The organism is Geminocystis sp. M7585_C2015_104 (assembly GCA_015295805.1).
Lineage (GTDB): Bacteria > Cyanobacteriota > Cyanobacteriia > Cyanobacteriales > Cyanobacteriaceae > DVEF01.
On record DVEF01000077.1, the window covers coordinates 1 to 24,162 of the forward strand.

Annotated in this window: 24 protein-coding genes; 9 read left to right on the forward strand and 15 right to left on the reverse strand. The window is 44.7% G+C overall.

The features are described from left to right. Nucleotides 1–8: 8 nt before the first annotated feature. Nucleotides 9–761, reverse strand: coding sequence for a peptidylprolyl isomerase (locus IGQ44_09040; protein HIK38122.1), 753 nt, complete (start codon nt 759–761; stop codon nt 9–11). 167 nt (nt 762–928) lie between these two features. Between IGQ44_09040 and glgA the strand changes: the two genes are divergently transcribed. Continuing rightward, nucleotides 929–2,473, forward strand: a complete 1,545-nt coding sequence (gene glgA / locus IGQ44_09045; protein HIK38123.1) for a glycogen synthase GlgA — start codon at nt 929–931, stop codon at nt 2,471–2,473. A gap of 88 nt (nt 2,474–2,561) precedes the next feature. Next, nucleotides 2,562–3,389: a 4-hydroxy-tetrahydrodipicolinate reductase gene (locus IGQ44_09050; GenBank protein ID HIK38124.1), complete on the forward strand. Its 828-nt coding sequence runs from the start codon at nt 2,562–2,564 to the stop codon at nt 3,387–3,389. Nucleotides 3,390–3,394: 5 nt separating this feature from the next. On the opposite strand, the gene IGQ44_09055 is transcribed toward IGQ44_09050, so the two are convergent. Then, nucleotides 3,395–3,703 carry a hypothetical protein gene (locus tag IGQ44_09055; protein HIK38125.1) on the reverse strand — a complete coding sequence of 103 codons (309 nt, stop codon included), beginning with the start codon at nt 3,701–3,703 and terminating at the stop codon, nt 3,395–3,397. A 148-nt stretch (nt 3,704–3,851) separates the two neighbouring features. Here IGQ44_09055 and IGQ44_09060 point away from each other — a divergent pair, with 148 nt between their 5' ends. Beyond that, nucleotides 3,852–4,472: a VWA domain-containing protein gene (locus tag IGQ44_09060; protein ID HIK38126.1), complete on the forward strand. Its 621-nt coding sequence runs from the start codon at nt 3,852–3,854 to the stop codon at nt 4,470–4,472. 17 nt (nt 4,473–4,489) lie between these two features. Here IGQ44_09060 and IGQ44_09065 read toward each other — a convergent pair whose 3' ends face one another. Continuing rightward, on the reverse strand, nt 4,490–5,035 hold the full coding sequence (locus IGQ44_09065; protein HIK38127.1) for a DUF2854 domain-containing protein: 546 nt from the start codon (nt 5,033–5,035) through the stop codon (nt 4,490–4,492). A gap of 159 nt (nt 5,036–5,194) precedes the next feature. Between IGQ44_09065 and carB the strand changes: the two genes are divergently transcribed. Then, a complete protein-coding gene (carB, locus tag IGQ44_09070; GenBank protein ID HIK38128.1) occupies nt 5,195–8,449 on the forward strand; it encodes a carbamoyl-phosphate synthase large subunit in 3,255 nt (1,084 codons plus the stop codon). Here the strand turns inward: carB and glmU are convergent. After that, nucleotides 8,439–9,794, reverse strand: coding sequence for a bifunctional UDP-N-acetylglucosamine diphosphorylase/glucosamine-1-phosphate N-acetyltransferase GlmU (glmU, locus tag IGQ44_09075; protein ID HIK38129.1), 1,356 nt, complete (start codon nt 9,792–9,794; stop codon nt 8,439–8,441). The genes carB and glmU overlap by 11 nt on opposite strands. Before the next feature lie 59 nt (nt 9,795–9,853). On the opposite strand from glmU, the gene tilS reads away from it, so the two are divergent. Further along, on the forward strand, nt 9,854–10,864 hold the full coding sequence (gene tilS / locus IGQ44_09080; protein HIK38130.1) for a tRNA lysidine(34) synthetase TilS: 1,011 nt from the start codon (nt 9,854–9,856) through the stop codon (nt 10,862–10,864). A 274-nt stretch (nt 10,865–11,138) separates the two neighbouring features. Here tilS and IGQ44_09085 read toward each other — a convergent pair whose 3' ends face one another. Both IGQ44_09085 and pxcA read right to left on the reverse strand, forming a co-directional pair. Next, nucleotides 11,139–12,521 (reverse strand): cobyrinate a,c-diamide synthase, encoded by a 1,383-nt coding sequence (locus IGQ44_09085; protein HIK38131.1) that lies wholly within the window; start codon nt 12,519–12,521, stop codon nt 11,139–11,141. A 22-nt stretch (nt 12,522–12,543) separates the two neighbouring features. Then, a complete protein-coding gene (pxcA, locus tag IGQ44_09090; GenBank protein HIK38132.1) occupies nt 12,544–13,791 on the reverse strand; it encodes a proton extrusion protein PcxA in 1,248 nt (415 codons plus the stop codon). 228 nt (nt 13,792–14,019) lie between these two features. On the opposite strand from pxcA, the gene IGQ44_09095 reads away from it, so the two are divergent. After that, nucleotides 14,020–14,301 carry a DUF1232 domain-containing protein gene (locus IGQ44_09095; GenBank protein ID HIK38133.1) on the forward strand — a complete coding sequence of 94 codons (282 nt, stop codon included), beginning with the start codon at nt 14,020–14,022 and terminating at the stop codon, nt 14,299–14,301. A gap of 69 nt (nt 14,302–14,370) precedes the next feature. On the opposite strand, the gene nuoK is transcribed toward IGQ44_09095, so the two are convergent. From nuoK to IGQ44_09125, 6 genes are all read right to left on the reverse strand, one after another. Further along, on the reverse strand, nt 14,371–14,682 hold the full coding sequence (gene nuoK, locus IGQ44_09100) for an NADH-quinone oxidoreductase subunit NuoK (protein ID HIK38134.1): 312 nt from the start codon (nt 14,680–14,682) through the stop codon (nt 14,371–14,373). A gap of 15 nt (nt 14,683–14,697) precedes the next feature. Next, entirely contained in the window at nt 14,698–15,312 is a 615-nt protein-coding gene (locus IGQ44_09105; protein ID HIK38135.1) for an NADH-quinone oxidoreductase subunit J, read from the reverse strand. A 75-nt stretch (nt 15,313–15,387) separates the two neighbouring features. Then, complete coding sequence (ndhI, locus tag IGQ44_09110; protein ID HIK38136.1) at nt 15,388–15,963, reverse strand: NAD(P)H-quinone oxidoreductase subunit I; 576 nt, start codon at nt 15,961–15,963, stop codon at nt 15,388–15,390. Between the two features lie 76 nt (nt 15,964–16,039). Next, on the reverse strand, nt 16,040–17,329 hold the full coding sequence (locus IGQ44_09115) for a serine hydroxymethyltransferase (protein ID HIK38137.1): 1,290 nt from the start codon (nt 17,327–17,329) through the stop codon (nt 16,040–16,042). A gap of 81 nt (nt 17,330–17,410) precedes the next feature. Then, nucleotides 17,411–18,178 (reverse strand): hypothetical protein, encoded by a 768-nt coding sequence (locus IGQ44_09120; protein ID HIK38138.1) that lies wholly within the window; start codon nt 18,176–18,178, stop codon nt 17,411–17,413. A 976-nt stretch (nt 18,179–19,154) separates the two neighbouring features. Next, nucleotides 19,155–19,349: a hypothetical protein gene (locus IGQ44_09125; GenBank protein HIK38139.1), complete on the reverse strand. Its 195-nt coding sequence runs from the start codon at nt 19,347–19,349 to the stop codon at nt 19,155–19,157. A gap of 17 nt (nt 19,350–19,366) precedes the next feature. Between IGQ44_09125 and IGQ44_09130 the strand changes: the two genes are divergently transcribed. Continuing rightward, nucleotides 19,367–19,546 (forward strand): hypothetical protein, encoded by a 180-nt coding sequence (locus IGQ44_09130; GenBank protein ID HIK38140.1) that lies wholly within the window; start codon nt 19,367–19,369, stop codon nt 19,544–19,546. On the opposite strand, the gene crtA is transcribed toward IGQ44_09130, so the two are convergent. Then, entirely contained in the window at nt 19,521–20,396 is an 876-nt protein-coding gene (gene crtA / locus IGQ44_09135) for a cyanoexosortase A (protein ID HIK38141.1), read from the reverse strand. The genes IGQ44_09130 and crtA overlap by 26 nt on opposite strands. A gap of 123 nt (nt 20,397–20,519) precedes the next feature. Next, complete coding sequence (locus IGQ44_09140; protein ID HIK38142.1) at nt 20,520–20,972, reverse strand: hypothetical protein; 453 nt, start codon at nt 20,970–20,972, stop codon at nt 20,520–20,522. Between the two features lie 124 nt (nt 20,973–21,096). Between IGQ44_09140 and IGQ44_09145 the strand changes: the two genes are divergently transcribed. Continuing rightward, nucleotides 21,097–22,260 carry a cysteine desulfurase gene (locus tag IGQ44_09145; GenBank protein ID HIK38143.1) on the forward strand — a complete coding sequence of 388 codons (1,164 nt, stop codon included), beginning with the start codon at nt 21,097–21,099 and terminating at the stop codon, nt 22,258–22,260. 63 nt (nt 22,261–22,323) lie between these two features. Here IGQ44_09145 and IGQ44_09150 read toward each other — a convergent pair whose 3' ends face one another. Further along, entirely contained in the window at nt 22,324–22,428 is a 105-nt protein-coding gene (locus tag IGQ44_09150; GenBank protein HIK38144.1) for a photosystem II reaction center protein M, read from the reverse strand. 169 nt (nt 22,429–22,597) lie between these two features. Here IGQ44_09150 and IGQ44_09155 point away from each other — a divergent pair, with 169 nt between their 5' ends. Next, on the forward strand, nt 22,598–22,855 hold the full coding sequence (locus IGQ44_09155) for a chlororespiratory reduction protein 7 (GenBank protein HIK38145.1): 258 nt from the start codon (nt 22,598–22,600) through the stop codon (nt 22,853–22,855). Nucleotides 22,856–24,162: the final 1,307 nt, after the last annotated feature.

Below are 24,162 nucleotides of genomic sequence, written 5' to 3' on the forward strand. Positions count from 1 at the left end.
CCCCGCCCCTACACCACCACCTGGAATCCCGGGAGATTAAACTGGACCACTGTTTTGATTTGCTCGTCTAACCATTGGCTGAACAACTCGTCTAACAGTTTTCTTCTCAAGTTTTCGTCTAGTGGTACACTAATATACCTCTCCAAACGCAAGATAACGATCCAATCGGCAATGCGGCTGGGGGGCAAAACCTGTCCGGGTTGTGCTGTAATCAGCTTCTGAACTAACTGGGGATGGGGAACACTTAATTCTACAGGCCCTATCAACCCCCCGGTTTGCGCCTCTGGCCCCTGGGAATACTGTCTTGCTAGCTGGGCAAAGTCCTCCTCCTTCTCGCAAAGACGGAAATACAACTCCTGAGCCAGTCCTGGATTCCTGGTACGGATTAGGGAATATACTACTCTATCCAGTTGGCTTTTTCGCTTCAGATAATACGATTCTACCTGTTGCCCCCAGGTTTGTTCCTTAAATTTTTCCAGTTTGAGGGGCCTTAGAATCCTCTCTGTTAATTGTTCCCTTGTCAAAAAGTTCCTCTCCAACCAGGTTTTTATTTGTTGTTTGTCTTGGGGATTGATTCCTATCTGCTGGAAAAATTGTCTCTCCGCTGTGGCAATCTCCTCCTGGGTACAGGGAATGGAAGCAATGGCCTGATCTATAATAATCTCCCTCGCTAGGGGGGCAATCATCTGTTTTTCCGCTAAAACCGCAAAGATATTCGCCTGCGTGACCACAAAATCCCCTACTTTCAAACTTGGACCCATATTTTCTCCCACTTATTGTACAAGTCGGCTAAACAAGGATAATATAGCAGTGTCTTGCAGGGAAAACGCAGGTGGAATGAATGTTAGTTGGTTTACAAAAAGACTAAACTCTGGTATAACAGGAATCAACCAAGAGCTAACAGGAAAGGAAGGGGAAACGGCCCTTTATGTATATTGTACAAATAGCGTCAGAATGCGCTCCAGCCATCAAGGCCGGGGGACTGGGGGATGTAGTATATGGCTTAAGCCGAGAACTTCAACTCCGGGGACATGCAGTAGAAGTGATAGTACCAATGTATGACTGCATGCGATATGACCAAATCTGGAGTCTCCACATGGCCTATGAACACCTGCATGTGCCCTGGTATGGTGGAACTATCCATACTTCTGTTTATTGCGGCTGGGTTCACGGAGTACAGTGTTTCTTCATTCAACCCCATTCCCATGATAATTTCTTCAACCGAGGGTGCGTCTACGGCCACAACGACGACTACATGCGCTTCACCTTCTTCTCCAAGGCAGCATTGGAATTCCTGTTAGTCACCAACAAAAGGCCAGATGTCATCCACTGTCATGACTGGCAAACCGGCCTAGTACCAGTGATGCTGTTTGAACAGTATAAATGGCTGGGGATGGGAAATCAACGGGTTTGTTATACTATCCACAACTTTAGACACCAGGGTTTGGCAGGAAAAGACATCCTCTGGGCAACCCGTTTGAACAATGAGGCCTATTTCTTTAGTTACGATCGCTTACGAGACAATTTCAACCCCTTCGGTTTAAATATCATGAAGGGGGGCATTGTATATTCTAATCACGTCAACACAGTCTCCCCCCACCACGCTTGGGAAGCCCGTTTCACCGATGTAAGTTATGGCTTGGGCCATACCCTCCACATCCACCAGAACAAATTTAGCGGCATTCTCAACGGTATTGACTATCAGGTGTGGAATCCAGAAACAGATCCCCATATCCCCTTCCACTACAGTGTAGACGACCTGAGCGGCAAAAGTAAAAATCGAAAGGCTTTAAGGGAACGTCTTTGGTTAAGACACGAAAACAAGCCCATTGTAGCCTACATCGGCAGACTAGACCAACAAAAGGGTGTGGACCTGGTACATCATGCCATATACTACTCCCTTCGTCGCAACGCACAATTCGTCCTTCTGGGGGTGCCCACCGGACAGGCTATCGCTAATCGTTTCTGGCATGAAAAACACCACCTAAACAACAATCCCGACTGTCACCTGGAATTGTCCTTCAACGAGGAATTGGCCCACCTTATCTACGCCGGTGCTGATATTATCATCGTGCCCAGCAATTTTGAGCCCTGTGGCTTAACCCAAATGATTGGCCTGCGCTACGGCACAGTACCGGTGGTGCGAGGAGTAGGTGGCCTAGTGGACACGGTTTTTGATAAGGACTATGACCAAACCCACCCCCCAGAAAAAAGAAATGGATATGTGTTCTACCATAATGACCCCCCAGCCCTAGAATCTGCCCTAGAAAGGGCTATTGGCCTGTGGCACTACTACCCGGAAGAGTTCCGCAAGTTACAAAAACAGGGCATGCGTTACGACTACTCCTGGCGTCGTCCAGCGGAACAGTACCTAGCAGTATATGAAAAAATACGTCATAAAGAGCCCCCCCCACCACCGCCCCCAGCACCACCATCCTCCAACCCAACCCCAAAAAAAGAGACCAAATTATGATTGCATACAGTAGGGAGGGACTGGAAAATCACCAGTCTGTCAAAATGGATAGAATCAGTCCAAATAGTAAAATAGAGGCTTAAAGGTCATGGAAAGAGAAAATGCCATCCCAGTAGTGGTCAATGGCGCGGCAGGCAAAATGGGAAGAGAGGTGGTAAAGGCCGTCGCCAAAGCGGAAGACATGATGTTGGTAGGGGCAGTAGACCGCAACCCCGAGGTGTTGGGCAAGGATGTTGGAGAAGTGGCCGGCTGTGGCCCTTTGGAAATACCCATCGTCAACGATTTGCAGAGTGTATTGGTCCTGGCAACCCAGTACAAAACCCAGGGGGTAATGGTGGACTTCACCCACCCCGACAGTGTCTATGAAAATGTCCGCACTGCCATCGCCTATGGCATTCGCCCTGTAGTGGGCACCACCGGTTTAACCCCAGAACAAATCCAAGAATTAGCAGAATTCGCCTCCAAGGCCTCCACCGGCGTTTTGATTGTCCCCAATTTCTCTATTGGCATGGTACTGATGCAACAGGCTGCCATTGCCGCCGCCCAGTACTTCGACCACGTAGAGATAATTGAATTACACCATAATCAAAAGGCAGACGCCCCCAGTGGGACAGCCATTAAAACCGCAGAAATGTTGTCCGGACTGGGCAAAACCTATAACCCCCAACAGGTGGAGGAAAAAGAAAACATACCCGGCGTCAGGGGGGGTGTCTGTGGTGACAATATTCGCATTCACAGTGTACGTCTTCCGGGTTTGATAGCCCACCAGGAGATTATTTTTGGCGCGCCAGGCCAAATCTATACCCTCCGTCATGATGCCACCGATCGCTCCTGTTACATGCCTGGCGTCCTTCTGGCCATTCGCAAGGTTACCAAACTTAAATCTCTAGTCTATGGCTTGGAGAAGATTCTTTGACGGCTCTAGGCCTTTGCCCCTGCCGCCTTGCCGCCTTTTACACTACTGGTAGATTTTCTGGTTTCTGTCTCCTCCACTGGTACAAATTCAATATGGTTGAACAGGGTAGTTACAAAGGCAAATAATAGAAACGGCAGGGACAACACCAAAATAATACCAATGGTCGCAAAGGCATATATCTGTCTTGTACTACTCCACAGGGCTAAACTGCTGGCTAGACTTACAAAAATTACTCCCAGCCATACTATTATTTGACCGTAAATATCCCCGAATTTAAGAGTGCAAACCATCCGGTATTTTTGCTTATTTTCCATACCCAAAAAAATTTTACAATCTGTAAATGAACTCTTTAAGTCTGTTGTAGCTCAGATGGCTAATTTATGAGAAAAATTGCAAAAATAATTTACAATCGAACCCTTTTTTTTGGCTATCATTCATGGTGGAAACAATGGAACAAGGCCTATGAATAATGTGGAATCCATTGTCAGGAACCGAGACTATACTATCATCATTGACAAAAGCGGCAGTTTAAGCCAAGATGACGGAACAGGCAAGACCCGTTGGCAAATGGCAGAAGAATCAACCCTGGCATTGGCCAAGAAATGTGAGGAGTTGGATGGAGACGGCATCACAGTGTATCTGTTTGCCGGGCGTTTTAGACGTTATGACAATGTAAAGGCAGACAAGGTAAGGGAAATCTTCGCCCAACACCAGCCTATGGGGCCCTCTGACTTGAAAAGTGCTCTTGCTGACGCCCTAGAGAATTATTTTCAACGTAAAGCCGAGGGGAGGGCCAAAAAAAATGGCGAAACCATCCTGATTATAACCGATGACATACCCAATGAACCTAAGGAAATTATCCGTCTAATCATAGATGCCACCAATAAAATCGACCGGGATGAGGAGTTAGGTATTTCCTTTATTCAGGTGGGGAAAAATCCTAAGGCAAGGGAGTATTTTAAAGCCCTGGACGACAAATTGCAACAGGCCGGGGCAAAATATGACATTGTGGACACAGTGACAGTAGACCAATTGGAAAACATGACTGTTACCGATGTTCTTTTAAACGCCGTCGTCGACTAGCCCAAAAACCCCCCTCACTAGGTGGTAATCAGACTTACTTTTATTTCCCCCTCTGTAGTACCCTGCGTAATAGAGACAGTAATACCAGGGCCAAAAAATTTGGTAATTTTCTCCCGCTTAGCTAACCATTGGTCGAGTGGAATAAAAGGAGAATCAAAATAGAGAATAAGGGCATAATTGCCGTCCACCTCCGCCTCCTCTATTTTCGTTAACACCGGCCCCTTTGCGGGAGAGGGGCTCAAACCTAGTTTTTTCAGGGCTTCGTCTAAATGCGCCTCCTGGCCATAACGATAACTTGTTACATCCCGTAGCAGTTTTTGCAGGGTGGGGGTGGCTTTTTTCTTTCTCAAGGCCACTATTTCTTCTGGTGTACCCTTAGCATAGGGTACGGGTTTTAATTCTGCCGTCTTTAACGCTAAACCTGCTAACACCAACGGTATCCCATAAAAAAAACCCGCCAAATTCAACGTAGGATTGTCTGTGGCATAGGCAATAATACCTAAAGCACTCAAGCCTAAACCCAATACTAAGGCTAGTGAAGCAAGAGGAATTCGGCGCAACATGGTCTATCTTTTCCCTGAGGGCACAGTGATTACCCAGTATACCAGTTGTAGGTAAGCAAATCTTGACGGAGAGGAGGGAAAATGTTCATATTTGTGGATTACAATGATCGGGATTGGTATATGAGAAGACAGAAACATTAGGGCACAAAGGTAGAGAGTATGCCACGTCGTAACGATATTAACAAAATCCTCCTCCTGGGGTCAGGTCCTATTGTAATCGGACAGGCATGCGAATTCGACTACTCTGGCACCCAAGCCTGTAAGGCACTAAGGGAAGAGGGTTATGAGGTAGTATTAGTGAACTCGAACCCCGCTACGATTATGACCGACCCGGAAATGGCAGACCGGACCTACATAGAACCTATACTACCAGAATTTGTGGAAAAAATAATTGCCAAGGAAAGGCCAGATGCCCTATTGCCCACAATGGGGGGACAAACTGCTTTAAACACGGCAGTAGCCTTGGCAGAATCAGGGGTTTTGAGTAAATACGGTGTGGAGTTGATTGGAGCAAAACTGTCGGCCATCAAAATGGCTGAAGACAGACAGTTGTTCAAAGAAGCCATGATGCGCATTGGAATACCCGTTTGCCCCTCCGGTATTGCCACCACGGTGGAGGAAGCCAAAGCTGTAGCGGCAGAAATTGGCTCATATCCCCTCATTATCCGCCCAGCCTTCACCCTGGGAGGTACAGGCGGCGGCATAGCCTACAACCAAGAGGAATTCGAGGAAATGGCCAAATTCGGTCTAGATACCTCCCCCGTCTCTCAGATTCTCATCGAAAAATCCCTCATAGGCTGGAAGGAGTACGAGTTAGAGGTAATGCGGGATTTGGCCGACAATGTGGTCATCATCTGTTCTATTGAAAACGTAGATCCCATGGGAATACACACGGGTGACTCTATCACCGTCGCTCCCGCCCAAACCCTCACCGACAAAGAATACCAACGACTGCGAGACTACGCTAAGGCCATCATCAGAGAAATAGGGGTGGAAACCGGGGGATCTAATATTCAGTTTGCTGTCAACCCCGACAATGGGGAAGTAATTGTAATAGAGATGAATCCTCGTGTATCTCGCTCTTCAGCCCTGGCCTCAAAAGCAACAGGCTTCCCCATCGCTAAATTCGCCGCCAAGTTGGCAGTAGGTTACACCCTGGATGAGATTAAAAATGACATTACCAAGAAAACACCAGCCTCCTTTGAGCCCACCATAGACTATGTGGTAACTAAAATCCCCCGCTTCGCCTTCGAGAAATTCCCCGGCGCCCAGCCCGTTTTGACCACTCAGATGAAGTCTGTGGGGGAAGTGATGGCCATTGGGCGCACCTTCTGTGAATCCTTCCAAAAGGCTATCAGAGGCTTGGAAATAGGACGAGGAGGCTTCGGCTGTGATCGCCAGGAGACAATCCCACCCCTCTCCCAAGTCACTGCCAGTCTCCGTACCCCCAACCCCGAGCGGATTTTCAGTATCTACCATGCCTTTAAATTGGGGATGACAGTAGAACAAGTCCACGAGTTGACGGCCATAGATCCCTGGTTTTTAGATAAAATGCAACAGCTGGTGGAAATGGAAAAATTCCTTAAACGTACCCCCCTCCACCAAATCACCGCCGAACAGATGCGCACCATTAAACAACATGGATTCAGCGATCGTCAGATTGCCTTCGCTACCAAAACCACAGAAGACGAAGTGAGGGCCTATCGCAAATCCCTGGGAGTAGTTCCCGTCTATAAACTTGTAGATACTTGTGCTGCGGAGTTTGAGGCCTACACCCCCTACTACTATTCCACCTATGAAGCGGGAGAAACAGAAAACCCCCCCTCAGACAGGCCAAAGGTAATGATTCTGGGAGGAGGGCCCAATCGCATCGGCCAGGGCATAGAATTCGACTACTGTTGCTGTCATGCGGTCTTTGCCCTCAAAAAGGCCGGATATGAGACAATAATGGTGAATTCCAACCCGGAAACCGTCTCCACCGACTACGATACCAGCGATCGCCTCTACTTTGAACCCCTCACCAAGGAGGATGTTCTCAACATCATTGAGGCCGAAAATCCCGATGGGATCATCATTCAATTCGGCGGCCAAACACCCTTGAAACTGGCTGTACCCCTCAAAGAATATCTCCAAAGGGAAGACATCGCTGTAAAAACCAAAATATGGGGCACCTCCCCCGACTCCATCGACATTGCCGAAGACAGGGAGAAATTTGAAAAAATACTAGAACAATTGAACATAAAACAACCCCCTAATGGCATCGCCCGCAGCTTTGAGGAGGCCCTCATTGTGGCCAATCGCATCGGTTATCCGGTGGTAGTGCGTCCCTCTTATGTTTTGGGAGGAAGGGCTATGAAAATCGTCTATGACTCCCAGGAGTTGGAACAATACATCAACTATGCGGCACAGGTGGAACCTGACCACCCCATCCTCATTGACAAATTCCTAGAAAACGCCATCGAGGTGGATGTGGACGCTATTGCCGATGCCACCGGCAAGGTAGTAATTGGCGGTATCATGGAACACATCGAAGAAGCAGGGGTTCACTCCGGCGACTCGGCCTGTTCCATCCCCTATACCACCCTTCTTCCTTCAGTAGTACAAGAAATACGAGACTGCACTGTCAGGATAGCCCAGGCCCTCAAGGTAGTTGGCTTAATCAATATTCAGTTTGCAGTACAGGATAATATAGTCTACGTGTTAGAGGCCAATCCCCGAGCCTCCCGTACTGTTCCGTATGTATCAAAGGCTACAGGGAGACCACTGGCTAAACTGGCGGCCCTGGTAATGTCTGGCAAAACCCTAGACGACCTAGGAGTTCACCGGGAAATCATCCCTCCCCACGTGGCAGTGAAAGAGGCTGTATTACCCTTCGACAAGTTTCCCGGCACTGACACCCTCCTCGGCCCAGAAATGCGCAGTACAGGAGAAGTAATGGGTATTGACGAAGATTTTGGTAAGGCCTTCGCTAAGGCGGAATTGGCGGCGGGTGTGATTTTAAGCACCAAAGGCACCGTATTTATCTCCATGAATGATCGAGACAAGGAGGCCATTGTGCCGGTGGCTAAACAATTGCAGGAATTGGGCTTTAAGATTGTGGCCACCGCCGGCACCCGTAAAACCCTCCTGGAGCATGGCCTAAAAGACGTAGAATTGGTGTTAAAACTCCATGAGGGAAGGCCCCACGTCATCGACTGGATTAAGAACCACCAAATCCAGTTTATCATCAACACCCCAAGCAGTGGGGAAGAGTCACAGACGGATGCCAGAAGAATCCGTCGTTGTGCTCTAGACTACAAGCTGCCCATCATTACCACCATTGCCGGGGCAAAAGCTACAGTGGAGGCCATTCGCACCCTCAAATCCCAACCTCTGGGAGTGAAGGCAATACAAGACTACATTGCTAGTCTCTAGCCTTAGGGCGCCAGCCGGGGATTATCTTTTGTCTTTCTCGGGCAATTGCCAGACAGTCATTAGGCACATCCTCCGTAATGACTGAGCCTGCGGCAATTGTCACGTCTTCTCCCACCGTAACGGGAGCCACCAAAACACTATTTGCCCCGGTTTTGCTGCGATTTCCTATTACTGTGGGATGTTTCTTAATACCATCGTAATTGGCCGTAATTGTCCCCGCCCCCACATTCACCTCATCCCCTAAGGTTGCATCCCCTATATAGGACAGGTGGGCTACATTGGTTTTCCTTCCTATTGTGCTCTTTTTGATTTCAACGAAGTTACCAATTCTACAGGCCTCGCCAATGAAAACCCCCCCTCTGAGGTGGGCGTAAGGGCCAATTCTTGTATTATCCCCAACTTCAGTCTCCGTAATCACTGAGTAAAGGACAGTCACATTTTGCCCTAGTTTACTGTCGCTTATATAACAATTGGGGCCGATACGACAATTGTCCCCAATGACAGTGTTGCCCCTTAGATGGGTCCCTGGCTCTATAATTACGTCTGTCCCTAACTGTACTGTGTCATCGATAGTAATACTCTCCGGGTTAATCATGGTTACCCCAGCCATCATCCATTTCTCCCTGATGCGGTTTTGCAGGATTTCATGGGCCACAGCCAGGTGGCAACGATGGTTTATGCCCGTAATCTCCTCAGGGTCAGCCACATCCACAGCCATTACCCTCTCCAAGTAGTCAAATACCTCTGTCAGGTAATATTCCTGTTGCTCATTGTTAGTACTCAGTCGAGGCAATACCGTCTTTAGAGACTGCCAGTGGAAGCAGTAGACACCAGCATTGATGCGATTATTTTCCCTCTGTTGCTCATTACAGTCTTTGTCTTCTACAATTTGCCTGACGAGGTTATTCTCCCCACAGAAAACTCTACCATATCCCTGGGGGTTGGGTATAATTGCTGTTAACAGGGTAGCCTGATTTCCGTTTTCCTGATGGGTTTTTACCAGTTGAGCCACTGTTTCCTGTCTTAACAGCGGCACATCCCCATTTAATACTAGCAAATCCCCCTCAAAATCCCCTAAATGGGGTATTAACTGTTGTATAGCATGTCCTGTGCCCAATTGTTCCCTTTGTTCAACAAACTCCACGTCTTTCCGATGACTCAGGGCTTCTTTGACTAAATCCCCCTTATAGCCGATAATTACAAACAGACGGTTTGGTTTTACTTGCTGACAACTCTCAATGGTCCTCTCTACTAGTGTTTTGCCTGCTAACTGGTGTAATACCTTAGGCAGTTGTGATTTCATTCTAGTGCCTTTCCCGGCTGCAAGGATTGCTACAGCTAACATACCCCTCCTGTCGTTTTTTACCCCCTTAGAGTATATCAGCAAAGGCCTCCATTCCCCCTATGTGGACTAAATACCATGCCAGATTACATCAAACCCTCAAGAACCGCAATTTGCTGCCAAAACATTCTAAAATTCTTATAGCTCTTTCTGGTGGACAGGATTCTCTTTGTCTCACACGTCTTTGTTTAGACTTACAACCCAAGTGGCATTGGCAAATAGCAGTAGCTCATTTTAATCATAACTGGGAACATGACCGGGGATTAGCAGAACATGTAGCCAACATTTGTAGTAGCTGGGGAGTGGAATTTCATGTTGTCACTGCTGCCTCCACCATAAAAGAGACTGAAGCCGAAGCCAGAAGGCATCGTTATCAGGCTTTGACTGACATTGCCTGTCGATGTGGCTTTTCCTACCTCTTGACGGCACATACCCTCAGTGATCGTGCTGAGACTTTCATCTATAATCTAATAAGGGGCGCCGGCTTGGAGGGATTAACTGCTTTGAATTGGACTAGGAGACTCAATTGCCATGTTACCCTAGTTCGTCCTCTTTTGAATTTTACTCGTCAGGAAACCGGTGATTTTTGTCGACAGTTTCATTTACCGGTTTGGCAGGATAAATACAACCAAGATAGAAAGTTTGCCCGTAATCGTATCCGTCTTGATTTAATCCCCTACCTCCAGAGGGAATTTAATAACCAAGTCGAAAAACATCTGGCTCAAACCGCAGAAATTTTAAGGGCAGAATTAGAGTATTTAGAAGCGGAAACAGAAAGAATATATCGGCTAGTCTTTAATGCCAAAACTAATAGCATTAAATGTAAATCTCTCAGGGAATATCCCCTCAACTTCCAGAGGAGAGTTATAAAAAAATTTCTGGCTTCAAATCTTTCTAAAATGCCAAATTTTGAACAAATAGAATCTGTAGTAAGGCTGATATATGCCCCTAATAAAACCACTACTTCTACTTTGGCGGATCACATGGCAGTCACCGTGGAAGATGAAGAATTAAAACTAGTTAATGTCTCTGAATTAAATAACAACAATAGTGCCAGGACAATAGAGAGTTAGTACTCACTAGTTATTCTGAATCAAATTACTCCCATCCCATTAGGGGAAAAGCCAAGATTGCTAATGATTAACACCGGTTAGTTGACTCCTTTTTGACAGCACCATCAAACGGAAGCCCAACACTGATTAATTAACTGCCCCTTAAAATTTGATTGGACATCCTTTTAATTAGTGCCAGAATAGTGAACCCTGCCAGAATAAAATGAAAAGTCAATAACGGTCAATTTGTCCTTTTCTCAGGGCGGAGATATAGTAAATAGCCAAGAGTAGTTAATCAGGCCTTTTTCGAATGCCAATAGAATAAACAAAGCTGAACAAATTTTGTGACTTCTCTAAGATTATTGGCAAAATGAAGGTGTAAATAAGAAGCATAAACCTGCCGGGAAGGGTTATACCATCCTTGATAAGAAAGCAATTTGCCAGTATAATAGTCCCTAAACTCCCAAAGGGGATTTTTTGGGGTTTCCTCGTCGACTGCGCGATGGAATTCATGCCCCACCAAAATGGTATTTTGACTAAACATGGGGGTATCTTTAAGGGTAATCACCTTTCGGTAGCCGAGAGTGAGTTTTTTAGTCATTTTCACCCTATGAGGAAAAATAGCTACCATGGGCCATTTTTTCCCCTCAAAATCCTCAATTTCCCTGGCCAAATACATCATTCCTCCACATTCGGCATAGGTTGGCATTCCCCCATCAATTGCCCTCTTAATTGACTCTTTTAGCCGCCAATTTTCAGCTAATTCTTCAGCAAAAACCTCTGGAAATCCCCCCCCTAAATATAGGCCAGACACTCCTTCGGGTAGGCGATTATCTTTCAGAGGACTAAAGGTTAGCAATTCTACTCCCAGATGTTGAAAAATGTCAAGATTATCCTGATAATAAAAATTAAAACTTTTGTCTCTGGCAATGGCAATTTTTAGGGGGAATTTCCTCTCAGAGAAGGGAAGAAAATATTGACGAGAAGTAGAGGTTGGTGGCTGTAAATAGGGAGTCAATTGTTGCCAGTAGATATTCTTGGCGGCTAAAGTGGCAAGACGAGTGAAAAAACTCTGTTGTTGGGGGATTTCCTCAACGGGGATTAAACCTAAATGTCTTGACTGTAAGGCAATACTTTCGTCGCGAAACCAAACCCCCATAAGGGGTATACCAGTAACTGCTAAGCCGGCTTTGAGAAGAGATAAATGTTTCTCACTGGCTACTTGATTGAGGATGACACCGGCAATTTTTACCCCCCTATCTAGACTGGTATATCCTACAATTATGGCGGCTATAGATACACTTAAACGACTACAGTCAATCACCAAAATAACCGGCAAGTCCAACAACCTGGCTATATGGGCTGTGCTACCATAAGCAAAATAATCCTCATGAGGGATGCCATCAAATAAACCCATTACCCCCTCCACCACTGCTACCTCCACCCCACGACAGTGATACTCATAACACCAACGAGTGTAGTCGGGAGAGGTTAAAATGGGATCCAAGTTTCTACAAGGACGTTTTGTTATTGCTGTGTGAAACATGGGGTCAATATAATCTGGCCCCACTTTAAACGACTGGATGGATTTGCCCTGATTCTTTAAGTACGAAAGTATTGCAAGGGTAACGGTAGTTTTGCCAACACCACTTCTCTCGCCGGCGATGATAAATGCCATCAGTTATCTCCTTTTAGGGGTTTTATTCATTCATGCTTCTGTAGGTAGCCACGGCAGAAGGAGAAAGACGGTTGAGATAACGGAAAATCCAGTATTTCAACACCGTATCTAGGATAACGGGGAAGGTAGCAATAAACAGATAGTTAAAGTCTCGATTTTCTGGCAACCCGAAGTGACGGCTAATGGCTTCTAGGATAACTTCCCAACCGTGAGGGGAGTGGAAACCCACAAACATGTCTGTAAATAGGATAATCAGAAAAGCCTTAGCGGAATCACTCAAGCCATATATGATTTCATCGATAAAGGATTTTAATATTGACAATTCTCTTTTACTGGAAACCAACACTGCCGTAAAGGCCATAATAGCGAAAAAATCCCCTATGATATTCTTAATAGCATTTGCGCCCCTGTAGCGGTATTCCTCTGCCAATTCCCTTGCCTTTTCTTTTATTTTTTCTCGCTTTTCTTCCGGGGATAATTCCGGCGTTATTCCGAGCATAATTTTCAGTTCCAGGTTTTCTTCATATATTCTCAATTCTTCCAAGGCTTCTTCTTTTAAGTCTCTGTTGATGAATATTATTTCCTGGTGTTTAGCAAAATAGGGATCCACCAATATTCTCCCCAGAGTAATCTTAGTTATATTGTGTACTAACAGGGGCACAATAATCAATACCAAGAGAAACTTTATTGAGACTGCTGTCTTGTATTTAGATTTTCTAAAACTTCTAATAACTTCCTCTTCACTACTAGGGATTCCTGGATCTATTTCTTCTCTAATCCTACGAAGAGCCCTCAGGAAAGAACGGGGCAAAACACTGGTTTTATCTGAAACAGTTTCCAATTCTTCCTTTACTTCTCTTGAACCCCTTCCATTCAGGTAGGATTGTTTATCGTCCAAAACTACGGAGCTTGTGTCATAGTAATCAGGTTTTTCATATCGCTTTACTATGCTGTCAATAAAATTCAATTTGTCTAGAATATCCTTGTTTTCCCCTCCCAACTCCGAATCGAAAAAACTGTGAATTGAATTGTTAGCTCTAAACTGGTTTAGTCTTAGCTTAATAAGGCGAAGGTGTGATTTTAATTCTTCTTGAAAATAATTACAAACCGTCTCGCTATAGTTGCAGTTTTTCGGAGAGATTTTTTGACCCCTAAAGTGTTCGTCTTCTATTTTTTTGATGTATAATGCCCGCTGGTAGGCATCAGAAAGGGCATTTTCCGCATTGTTAGCTATCCACCGTTTTGTGGTGCGAATTATCCTTTCAAACATGGAACATGGGGGAAAACAACTAACAGTTAGTAACTAAAGTCTAACTCAACAATTATATATCAGCACCAAGGAGATGGAGGGAATTAATTGGGAGGTAGGGGGTAGGATGTAGGGGGTAAAATGTAGTGGGGACTTATGACTATAAGCCCCTACTATAGAATCGAACCGGAAAAGAATCAGCTATGATCAGAGTAGTGGGTTGATAGTAGGATAAGAGAAGGAACAAAAATGAGAATCAATCCCCTAGCCATATATAATCTGTATGGAGGGCTATTGCGCAATCCCAGATGGCGTCACTGGGTTATCCTGGCCACACTGATTTATATATTATGTCCATTGGATATATCCCCCGACATTCTGCCTTTAGCGGGACAATTGGACGATTTTGTGTTACTGTCCATGTTAATTGCCGAGATGTCACAGATGATTTTTAGGGGAAATTCGACACAGCCAATAGAAGAGAAAAAACAGGAAAAAACCATTGATGTAGACGCGGTATCTATAGATTAACACAGAAAAGTGGGCGACAGAGCCCACCCCAAAGGTAGGTGAATTACCCCCACTGTTTAGATTATCCCCTCACCATTTGAGGAGATTGAATTTTTCCATGTCGATGGTGTCACGGTTGCGGTAGATAGCCAGAATGATGGCTAAACCGACGGCGGCTTCTGCTGCGGCAATGGTAATGACAAATATAGCAAAAACCTGGCCTTTTATTTCGGCGGGGTCTAAATAATTAGAGAATCCCATTAAATTAAGATTAACAGCATTGAGCAATAATTCTACGGACATTAACACCCTTACTGCATTACGACTGGTAATCAGCCCGTAGATGCCGATACAGAATAAAGCAGCAGCCAATAGTAGGAAATACTCTAATTTTAGCTCCATGGCTTCTCCTGTAGTTCAATCATTGGTATTTTCATCGCCGGCGGCAATCAACTCCCTGGGTTGTTCAGGGAGAGTAAAGGCTGTGGTATAAACTTCTGTGGAGGGTGGTGTTTCAGGAATTATATCTCTTCGGGCAAGGATAATTGCCCCCACCATTGCCATCAACAGTAATACAGAGGCGATTTCAAAAGCGAGGAGGTAGTCACTAAAGAAGTGTTTTCCGATAGCTACAAGAGTGCTTTTAACCACGGCAGGGGAAACGTCAGAGAAACGCCAGGGGGTAGCAAATACCATGGTAGTGAGAAGGGCAAACAAGCCGAAACACACCAAGGCTGTGGCTACCTGGCGGATGACTCTACCCCTGACGGGTTTGTAAACCTCTGTTTTGTTTACCAACATGATGGCAAAAATAATTAAAACGTTGACGGCGCCTACATAAATCAACACCTGGGCGGCGGCAACAAAATCGGCATTTAGGAGTATATATAAACCAGAGATGCTTAAAAACACGCCTCCCAGGAGGAAGGCGGAATATACGATGTTGTTATACAACACTACACCCAAGGCCGCCCCAATCATGGAAAAGGCGAGGATAACAAAGGTGACAAATTGGACAGTTTTTGCTATCACGGTTTTGACATTTCAATAGGAAGTACCAGTTAATAGTATGCTATAATCGGGAGCAGAACAATGGGGGGCGAGGACTTATTTTTCCACTAAGTCTTCAGGGAAGCTGCCGGCCCTTTGACTGTTTTTGGGCAAATCGTGGGGCTCCATTATCCCTTTGGGTAAGTAAGCCAACTCCCTGAGGGGTGTTACCATGGGATCCTGCGTTACTTTTGTAGGCAATCGTCCTAACGCCACGCTGTCATAGTTTAACTCGTGACGATCGTAAGTGGCCAACTCGTATTCCTCCGTCATGGATAGACAGTTGGTGGGACAGTATTCCACACAGTTGCCACAAAATATACATACTCCAAAGTCAATACTATAGTGTTTCAGCTCTTTCTTCTTGGCTTCTTTGTTATACTCCCAGTCAACTACAGGCAGATTTATAGGACAGACGCGGACACAGACTTCGCAGGCAATACATTTGTCAAACTCGAAGTGGATTCTGCCTCTGAATCTTTCCGAGGGGATGAGTTTCTCATAGGGGTATTGTACAGTGATGGGGCGACGACGCATGTGGTCAAAGGTGACAGAAAACCCCTGCCCTATATATTTAGCCGCGGCCCATGTGCTCAAAGCGTAGTCACTTACCTGCTTTAGGAATTTGAACATACCACAACTCCTGGAAAGGTTTCTCCTATTGTATCTTTTTGTAAAGAAAAATGGGGGAGTGGGGGGTTGGGGGTATTTAGGCAAAGGCGGGTAGTGGGATGTTTAAATCGGGGTATAGGGGGTAACGCTGGCAGATTTGAGCTACTGTTGCCTTACATTGGGCTTTTATCTGTTCGTCTTCTGGATGCAAGAGACGATCGGCTATGACATTGGCCACCTCCACAAAATCTTCCTCTTTCAAGCCTCTGGTGGTTTCTGCAGGGGTGCCCAGACGGATGCCACTGGTGACAAAGGGGGATTGGGTGTCAAAGGGGATGGTGTTTTTGTTAACGGTAATACCAATATCCTCCAAAAGTTGTTCAGCCATTTTCCCCGTCATGGGGTTAGCAGAGGCGCTAAGATTTACTAGCATGAGGTGGTTGTCTGTGCCACCGGATACCAGTTTAAAGCCACGGTTAATCAACTGGTTAGCTAGGGCTTTGGCGTTGGCTATGATTTGGGCACAGTAGGTTTTAAATTCTGGTTTTAGGGCCTCCCCGAAGGCCACTGCTTTTGCGGCGATCACATGTTCTAGGGGCCCTCCTTGACTGCCTGGGAATACTGCCTTATTCAGTTTTTTGCCCAATTCCTCGTCTCTAGACAGGATTAAACCGCCACGGGGGCCCCTTAGTGTTTTGTGCGTGGTTGTTGTAACTACATCACAATAGGGCACTGGGTTGGGGTGGTAGCCGGCGGCTACTAAACCGGCAATATGGGCGATGTCTGCTAACAGGTAGGCGCCCACTTCGTCGGCTATGGCCCTAAACTTCTCGAAATCGATGATACGGGGGTAGGCGGAGTAACCACAGATTATTAGTTTTGGACGCTCTTTTAAGGCTAGGTCACGAATGAGGTCATAGTCAAGACATTCGGTTTCCTTATTTACGCCGTAGTGACATACCTGAAACCACTTACCGGATACATTTACAGGGGCTCCATGGGTTAAATGTCCACCATGGGACAGGTCCATGCCCATTATTTTATCACCTGGCTCTAGAAGTGCCAAGAATACGGCAAAATTCGCCTGAGCGCCGGAGTGAGGCTGTACATTGGCCATTGCTGCCCCAAATAGCTGTTTTGCCCTTTCTATGGCCAATTCTTCCACTTCGTCTATATACTGACAACCCCCATAGTAGCGTTTTCTTGGCAATCCCTCTGCATATTTATTAGTCAACACACTTCCTTGGGCTGCCATCACTGCGGGGGAGGTAAAATTCTCACTAGCAATTAGTTCCAGATGGTTTCTTTGTCTCTGTAGCTCCTTTGCAATAATCTCGGCTACAAGGGGGTCAGTTTCGGCCAGGTATTCTAGAATAGTTTTAGCCACCTTGCTTTATTGTTTACTTTCCATCAACAACTCTATATATTTTATCAAAAAAGGGGCTCAATTTTATCTAGATTTTTCCCATTAGTCGATTTTCCTTGTCCAGCTGGTCATTTGCCAGATGATAATAAATAAAACCCCGGAAATTAGAGCCCCCAGGTTCCATTTGACTGACTGTTTAATGAGGGATTTGCGTTGTTGTCGTAGGGCTAGTTTGGACTGATTCAACTGATTGCGGAAAGCTTTAATATTTTGAGATAAATTGGATTTGACTTCCGCCAATTCTCCCTCCGTGTTTATGGGAGGTGTGTCGTTGGTGTTGTACAATTCGCGAATTAGAGCCAGCATTTCCTGTTTATTTTTGACGGATTGTAACCTTTTTTCTGTGTTCTCGACAAAGTTTAATTGTTGTTGTATTTGCTGGTTTATTTGACTGGTGATTTCCCTATCAATTCGGAAGGTATTTGCTATTCCCAGAGGGACAGTTAGAATGAAAATTAAACCCATCACAGCACACAACCAGGAAATGCCCTTAAGGAGGGGATATTCCCACCCTTTTCTCAGATAATTACCTCCCAGAAAAATCAGACAGACTGATATAAAGGCAACTGCTATCCTTTCTACCACCTCCCCTAAAACCTGAAACTCCCACTGAGGATTGCCAAGTTTTGGGGGTATTATGATGGCTCCTAGGTCTAAAATAAAGAGTGTCAGGAAACCATAACCTACTATTCTGGCTATTACAATGGATCTTAGTAGATTTGTGCCGAAAAGGCCTAGTTTTTCCAATTTTTGACTGACAGATGCCAGAGAGGGATTTTCCTCCTGATTTGTCTCTGAAAACTGACTCATTTTGCCCACTCCCCCTACTCATCTAGGTGCACCTGCCTAAGTATACCCAAAAAACAACAAATCCTCCCCATCCCCCCTCATTTTTCAGAGTCTCGGAGCCAAAACTCGTTTCTCCCTTTCCCCCTCCACATCTCTTCACAGAAAATCCTCGCCCCCCTTAAGCTCATCTGATACCTTTTTTGCTTATTCATCTACTAGTTTTTATTGAGTATTATTCTCTATAATAACCGGCATCACTATCTATTTAAACCCACTCTCTACAACGTCTCCCCCCCTTACGTTTCCCCCTACCATTTCCATTTTATTAGTCCTATTTTATTGATAAATATTTTAAATTTTAAAATGCCCATGTCAACCCCTGGGAGTCTCCTCACCTCCCGTCTACTCTCCCCACTATCCTATCACGGCTGCCCCGGCTAAGGGGCTTTTTTTAAGAAATGTAAAAAGGGAAGGACAAATATAATGAGACTGCATTGGACTTTCCCTCTGGTATGAGATAGTGCAGAGGCAAGGTATATGTATACCCCAATCCCTGGGCCCTGGTGCGGGTCTATAATGTAGAGTAGTGTTGTAGACTAAGGACTACGAGTTCATGAATTATACCTTCCCTACCCCTCTATCCGCTTGTGTCTTCTGGCCTATTGAGATTTTTCTTCACACCCTTCCCCTGTTATATAGGCCATAATATAATTCCCCCGACAAGTTATCGTTATTTCTTAAAAGCTAAGGGAAGATAAACCAATCCCTATTCCTCTGTAATTAGTTGTTTCTCATGGCAGATGACTATTGACAGGGAAACTATGGTTGGTGTACAAACTGGTTACCCTCTTAGGGGGAGTTGTTATAGGTTGACAGACTAGCTATTCTCCCTCACATGACAGAAGACAGTCTCCCCCTGGGGTAGGGGGGTGTGATTATAAGCCCTTACTAGGGTTAGGATTAGTAACAAAATTTTCAAAAATCCCCAAAAGTAGAATTAAAAATCGCGTAGGCAGGTGCGAATGATTTTGCCTCTGATTATTGATATGCTTCCTAGCCATTCCCCTTTATAGTGTACAATCAGTTTCCCAACAACCCTCACCTCAGGCAATGGATTATTACCCCCATGAAGACTGGTTACTCGCCACTCAATCAAGGGGTTAACAGGCGAATAATTATCATTTTTGTTCAAGCCTTGCCTTTGGGGTAATGACTGGTAGTCTTTCACAGAGTAGATGGTTATTGTTGGTAGACAGACTTGCCCTCTTTGGATATAGAATAGGGATTCACATAGTTTCCTCTCATATTCCTCCCACCCTAGATGCCGATGACATCTCTAGCTTATTGGAAAAGCCATTATATGTCAGAAGAAACTGTCGTCTGGGGTGAAGGAGGAGTTTTTCCTGTCTTTTCCACTGAGTAAAAGCCAATAAAAACCACCAAAAAGCCCTACGGCTATCATACCAAAAATCAAAGAGCCATCCCCCTCATGCCAGTAAACAAAAGCCTCCCTGTTGCCGTAAGCAACTAAAATAGCCATTAGGGCAACTCGAAGGGCGTTGACAAAAAAGCCAATTAAAATGGCAACCACGGGCACAAAATAGGTGTATCTTTTCTTGATGGGAAACATCACTAAACAAATCACTGATAACCCTAATACATAGGTTACAGATTCTATTCCAGAACATCCTTCATATACTTTAACAGTTCCCTGGGGTAGACTTATGTAAACACCATCTCGAGATACCTCAAAACCCATATAATAAAGGATGAAGGAGGCAGCTTTGGCAGTGAGGGGGGAAATGTCGGTAAAAAGATTGAAAATAACCCTGGGAATGCCAAGGAAGAAAATGATTAATAATTCCCGCCAAAACTGTTTTAAACCAGAAAAACCGGAGGCGATTAAAGCTAAGCCTAGAGAGAAAAAAAAGGGAGACACACTATGGATATGACTCTCCTTGGTGGTGGGAATGTGACTACTGATGACTAGGGTTGTGACTATTAATACTACACCAAAAATACAAGAGAAGAAATCCGTTTTTAGTACAATTTCCCTACGTCTATCCCACAGCAGGGAGTAAACTGCTGACCAGTATAGCACACTCATCCCGGCATGGGCGAAATTCTTCATTTGCCAAAAAATGGCGATATTTATGGCTACTAAGGCAGACAATGCCACCCACAACCAAAACCCCCGCTTAGAGGCTATTCTGTTAGTGTTTATCTCTTTTATAACCACAACAGCCCCCCGTCTAGGATTGTCACTTACCCATTTTACCGGAATTTTGGTGAATTTATTGAGTATGGAGGGGATATAAGAAGAAAACAAACTAGGGGGTTTGTTGGGAAAAATAAATACAAATTACTGGGCTTTTTGATAGTATTTAATGACTATATCTACGTAGTTAGCAGTGGCGCCCTGGTTACAACCTTGATATTTCCCCGTCATCCACCAACAGGCGACATTTCTAACAGCTTGTTGTTCACTTTTAACACTTTTCCACTGATTATTTAACTCTCTTTTGACAATACAATTAACAGTCTGTCTAGCAGCATTCTCGTCGGTGTCGAATTGTTGGGGAGTCATTTCCTTCCCTAGACATTGTTTAGTCCAACTTGGTATAATACCAGGCAAGACTTGCCAAGGACTATACATGCCGTCATTGGGGCGCTGGTTTGGTGCGGCTTTTCTTAAGGCTTCAGTGAGTCTGCTGGCTTGCACGTCGATGTTATTTGGGTTTTGGGCCAAACTGAAACTGGGAGCTACTAGAAGGGCTACCATAGTACTAAGTAGGACTGTTTGACTTTTCCTCATTTTCCTACACGGGCCAAAGTCAAAAATAGTTCGTCCTTTAGTTTAAGTAATTGTACTCAGAAATGTCAAGGGAAGGGGAAAATCTGCTATAGAAGGAGGTAGCGTCTTGTGATGAGGAAGGAGAATGGAAAGGGTAAGAGTATATTTAGATGCTAGCGCCACCACAAGGCCCCGTCCAGAGGTAGTGGAGTTGGTGGAGAAGATGTTGAAAGAAGGGTGGGGGAATCCCTCCAGTATACACTATTGGGGGGAAAGGGCAGCATTAGAATTGGAAAAGGCAAGATACAGAGTGGCATCTCTGATAAAGGCCACTTCCCCCGACAGTATTATATTCACCTCCGGAGGCACAGAAGCAGACAACCAGGCCATTTTTGGGGTAACCTCCCAGTATCGACAGCCTCAACATGTGCTTATATCAGCAGTGGAACACCCGGCGGTGGAAAAGCCGGTGGCTTTTTTGGAAAAACAGGGATGGGAGGTTACAAGGCTTCCAGTTAATCGTCAGGGAATAGTCAATCCTGAGGATTTACTCAAAGCCCTAAAGAAAAACACAGTCCTAGTTTCCATCATATACGGGCAAAGCGAAATTGGCACCCTTCAACCCATTTCTACCCTAGCTCGAATTACTAAACAACATAGTAGGGCTCTTTTTCATACAGATGCAGTACAGGTTGTAGGACGTTTACCAGTAGATGTAGAAGAGTTGGGGGTAGACTTATTATCCCTATCTGGACACAAATTTTACGGCATCCAGGGTGCTGGGGCACTATATGTCAAACCCGGCGTGAAACTGTCACCCCTTCTCCACGGAGGGGGACAGGAATCCGAATTACGAGGAGGTACACAGCCACTACCAGCCATAGTAGCCTTGGGGTTGGCGGCAGAGATGGCAGAGAAAAATATGGAGGAGGAGACAAAACGGATAAGGCAGTTGAGAGATCATCTTATAGAGAGTCTGGAAAAAAGATGCCCTTATTTATCACTTACGGGGGATAGAGAAAAACGTTTACCCCACCATGCCAGTTTTCTCATCCGTCACCCTAACCAATCCCTCACCGGCAGACAGATGGTAAGACTACTAAGTCAGAAGGGTATAGGTATAAGTGCTGGTTCTGCTTGTAGTAGTGGTAAAACTGTTCCTTCCAGGGTATTATTAGCATTGGGCTATTCCCCACAAGAGGCAGTCAGGGGCATTAGGATTAGTTTGGACTGTTATACCACCCAATCAGAAGTGGACTATGCGGTAGAGGCAATAGAGACAATTATGACACGTCACCTGGAGGGGTGATGAGGAGTTTTCCCATGCCGTAGCCACGGGAAACCCCCACCCTCTTCGAGAATAAAAAGAGATTTACGCTTGGTTTTTTCCAGTTTGGATATACAAAATCAGAAGGAAAACTGTAGGCACCAAAACGAATAAAATGGTGGCAACAAACCCTAAATCATTAACCTGCATACTCCCACACTTCTTCTATTCTATTAGTCAGTCATAGCATATCATAGTTTTGTCTTCCCCCAGTGTTAATAATTGTAAAAGGGATAATGTCAGTGCAGAAGATTATTACCTCTTTCTCCCTGGTAAAATGTAAAGGAATGTAAATGACAAGTAGGAGGTGGTAGGAACAATGGTAGACCCTATAATGTATCAGGAAGATGGCTACGTAGTTTTGGAGACTAATAGAGGTGAGGAGTTGTTAACGGAAGGGGAGTTGTTGGCAAAACTGGAAGAAATTGTAAAAACCTATTCCCCACTGCCAGAGGATATAGCCAGATTTCCTACTGTCAGAGAAAAGGCTGTATACCTATTACACAACTACTGCCAGTTGAGTCTAGGTGAGAATCATTATATCCAGTGGTATGTGGTGCGTTGGCAAAAAAGATAACAACCCCCCCTTTATTTTCCATATCTTTTTATTCTCAATAGGGGATAACAAACAATCCATAGCCTATAAACCAGTGAGAATAATAACTTCAATCATGCCCTTAAATTTTTAAAATGTGAGCCTATCACATGTAAACTCACCGTGTTAACCCAACTCAGGTAAAATTCTGTCCACGGAGAATAACAAATCAACGAGAAACTAGTAGACTAATCTCAGTGTTTTCCAATGAGTGGGTGGGGATAACAACTAAGTCTTAGCAGCAAGATTGATTCTGGGTTGTGGGCCTAGGTGATAATAGTAATACTCCTATACTCATTCTGGTTAGAAATGAATCAACCCAACAGTTGTAGACTAATCCCGAGGTTTGAAAGACACAGGCAAAGCCGCATCACTCACTTGATACCCCCTAATACCGGCAAAACCATAATAAATTCAATGTCTGTAAACTAATATTTAAATCTTCCTGTCTATATGCTTCCAGTTAGGATAATCACCAGGCTATCCTGCGTTTCTACCCAATTAGTTAAATGCCAATGGTTAAATGCCGAGGAATGACAATTAGGGGAGGTGAGAATACAATATACAATACCCCCAGACTTATTCTCATATACCCTTACCACTTGCCGTATAATAGTTTTCTCTAAGTACTAATCTTTTCTTTTTTGAATTTGACACAGGCTACAAAACAACTAATCCTTTGCCCTTACTACACTAATACCCTTAGGCTAATATAGTGTAGACCCATTTCATCTGCATTTCTAATGCCAATGGGGAAAAACAACAAATGGGACACCCAAAGACTAGTCTAATAAAGGTTTAATAAACAGCAAATCAATGCCATGCTTTTGGATTCATTCCGAGGATGGGGAGATGTAATATGACACTTCATCCTTCCCCTCCTTCCCGTCTATAAACCCCCTACCTTTGGGGTTTGACATAGGCAGGATAAAAAGCAATTTGACATTTCTAGACTCGTATCCTTCAAGGGTATAATCCTAGTGAGAATGACACTGATAGACTCCCTCTCAAATTTAAACCCCTGTACTCATTTTGGGGCAAAACAGCAGCAAACCCTGCGGCTATGACTTTTTCTTTCTATGTTTAATCCTACTTCAAATACTAATCATCGCGCTGCTCGTTTCTACTCGTATGCAAGTTTAATCCCTTTTCAAGTTACATTAATGTTTAACCTTTGTGAGGATTACAGTAAAGTCTATGTTTTTGGAGTCGTCTAAAAATATACCAAGGGAAATTACAATCAACTCAATATTTGTAAACCCATAGTTGTATTTAATTTCAGGCAAAAC

Bases quoted from the DNA above. Each gene is read 5' to 3' on its own strand.
- IGQ44_09040 (HIK38122.1), bottom strand. From the start codon at position 761: ATGGGTCCAAGTTTGAAAGTAGGGGATTTTGTGGTCACGCAGGCGAAT.
- glgA (HIK38123.1), top strand. From the start codon at position 929: ATGTATATTGTACAAATAGCGTCAGAATGCGCTCCAGCCATCAAGGCC.
- IGQ44_09050 (HIK38124.1), top strand. From the start codon at position 2,562: ATGGAAAGAGAAAATGCCATCCCAGTAGTGGTCAATGGCGCGGCAGGC.
- IGQ44_09055 (HIK38125.1), bottom strand. From the start codon at position 3,703: ATGGAAAATAAGCAAAAATACCGGATGGTTTGCACTCTTAAATTCGGG.
- IGQ44_09060 (HIK38126.1), top strand. From the start codon at position 3,852: ATGAATAATGTGGAATCCATTGTCAGGAACCGAGACTATACTATCATC.
- IGQ44_09065 (HIK38127.1), bottom strand. From the start codon at position 5,035: ATGTTGCGCCGAATTCCTCTTGCTTCACTAGCCTTAGTATTGGGTTTA.
- carB (HIK38128.1), top strand. From the start codon at position 5,195: ATGCCACGTCGTAACGATATTAACAAAATCCTCCTCCTGGGGTCAGGT.
- glmU (HIK38129.1), bottom strand. From the start codon at position 9,794: ATGTTAGCTGTAGCAATCCTTGCAGCCGGGAAAGGCACTAGAATGAAA.
- tilS (HIK38130.1), top strand. From the start codon at position 9,854: ATGTGGACTAAATACCATGCCAGATTACATCAAACCCTCAAGAACCGC.
- IGQ44_09085 (HIK38131.1), bottom strand. From the start codon at position 12,521: ATGGCATTTATCATCGCCGGCGAGAGAAGTGGTGTTGGCAAAACTACC.
- pxcA (HIK38132.1), bottom strand. From the start codon at position 13,791: ATGTTTGAAAGGATAATTCGCACCACAAAACGGTGGATAGCTAACAAT.
- IGQ44_09095 (HIK38133.1), top strand. From the start codon at position 14,020: ATGAGAATCAATCCCCTAGCCATATATAATCTGTATGGAGGGCTATTG.
- nuoK (HIK38134.1), bottom strand. From the start codon at position 14,682: ATGGAGCTAAAATTAGAGTATTTCCTACTATTGGCTGCTGCTTTATTC.
- ndhI (HIK38136.1), bottom strand. From the start codon at position 15,963: ATGTTCAAATTCCTAAAGCAGGTAAGTGACTACGCTTTGAGCACATGG.
- IGQ44_09120 (HIK38138.1), bottom strand. From the start codon at position 18,178: ATGAGTCAGTTTTCAGAGACAAATCAGGAGGAAAATCCCTCTCTGGCA.
- IGQ44_09130 (HIK38140.1), top strand. From the start codon at position 19,367: ATGACTGGTAGTCTTTCACAGAGTAGATGGTTATTGTTGGTAGACAGA.
- IGQ44_09140 (HIK38142.1), bottom strand. From the start codon at position 20,972: ATGAGGAAAAGTCAAACAGTCCTACTTAGTACTATGGTAGCCCTTCTA.
- IGQ44_09145 (HIK38143.1), top strand. From the start codon at position 21,097: ATGGAAAGGGTAAGAGTATATTTAGATGCTAGCGCCACCACAAGGCCC.
- IGQ44_09150 (HIK38144.1), bottom strand. From the start codon at position 22,428: ATGCAGGTTAATGATTTAGGGTTTGTTGCCACCATTTTATTCGTTTTG.
- IGQ44_09155 (HIK38145.1), top strand. From the start codon at position 22,598: ATGGTAGACCCTATAATGTATCAGGAAGATGGCTACGTAGTTTTGGAG.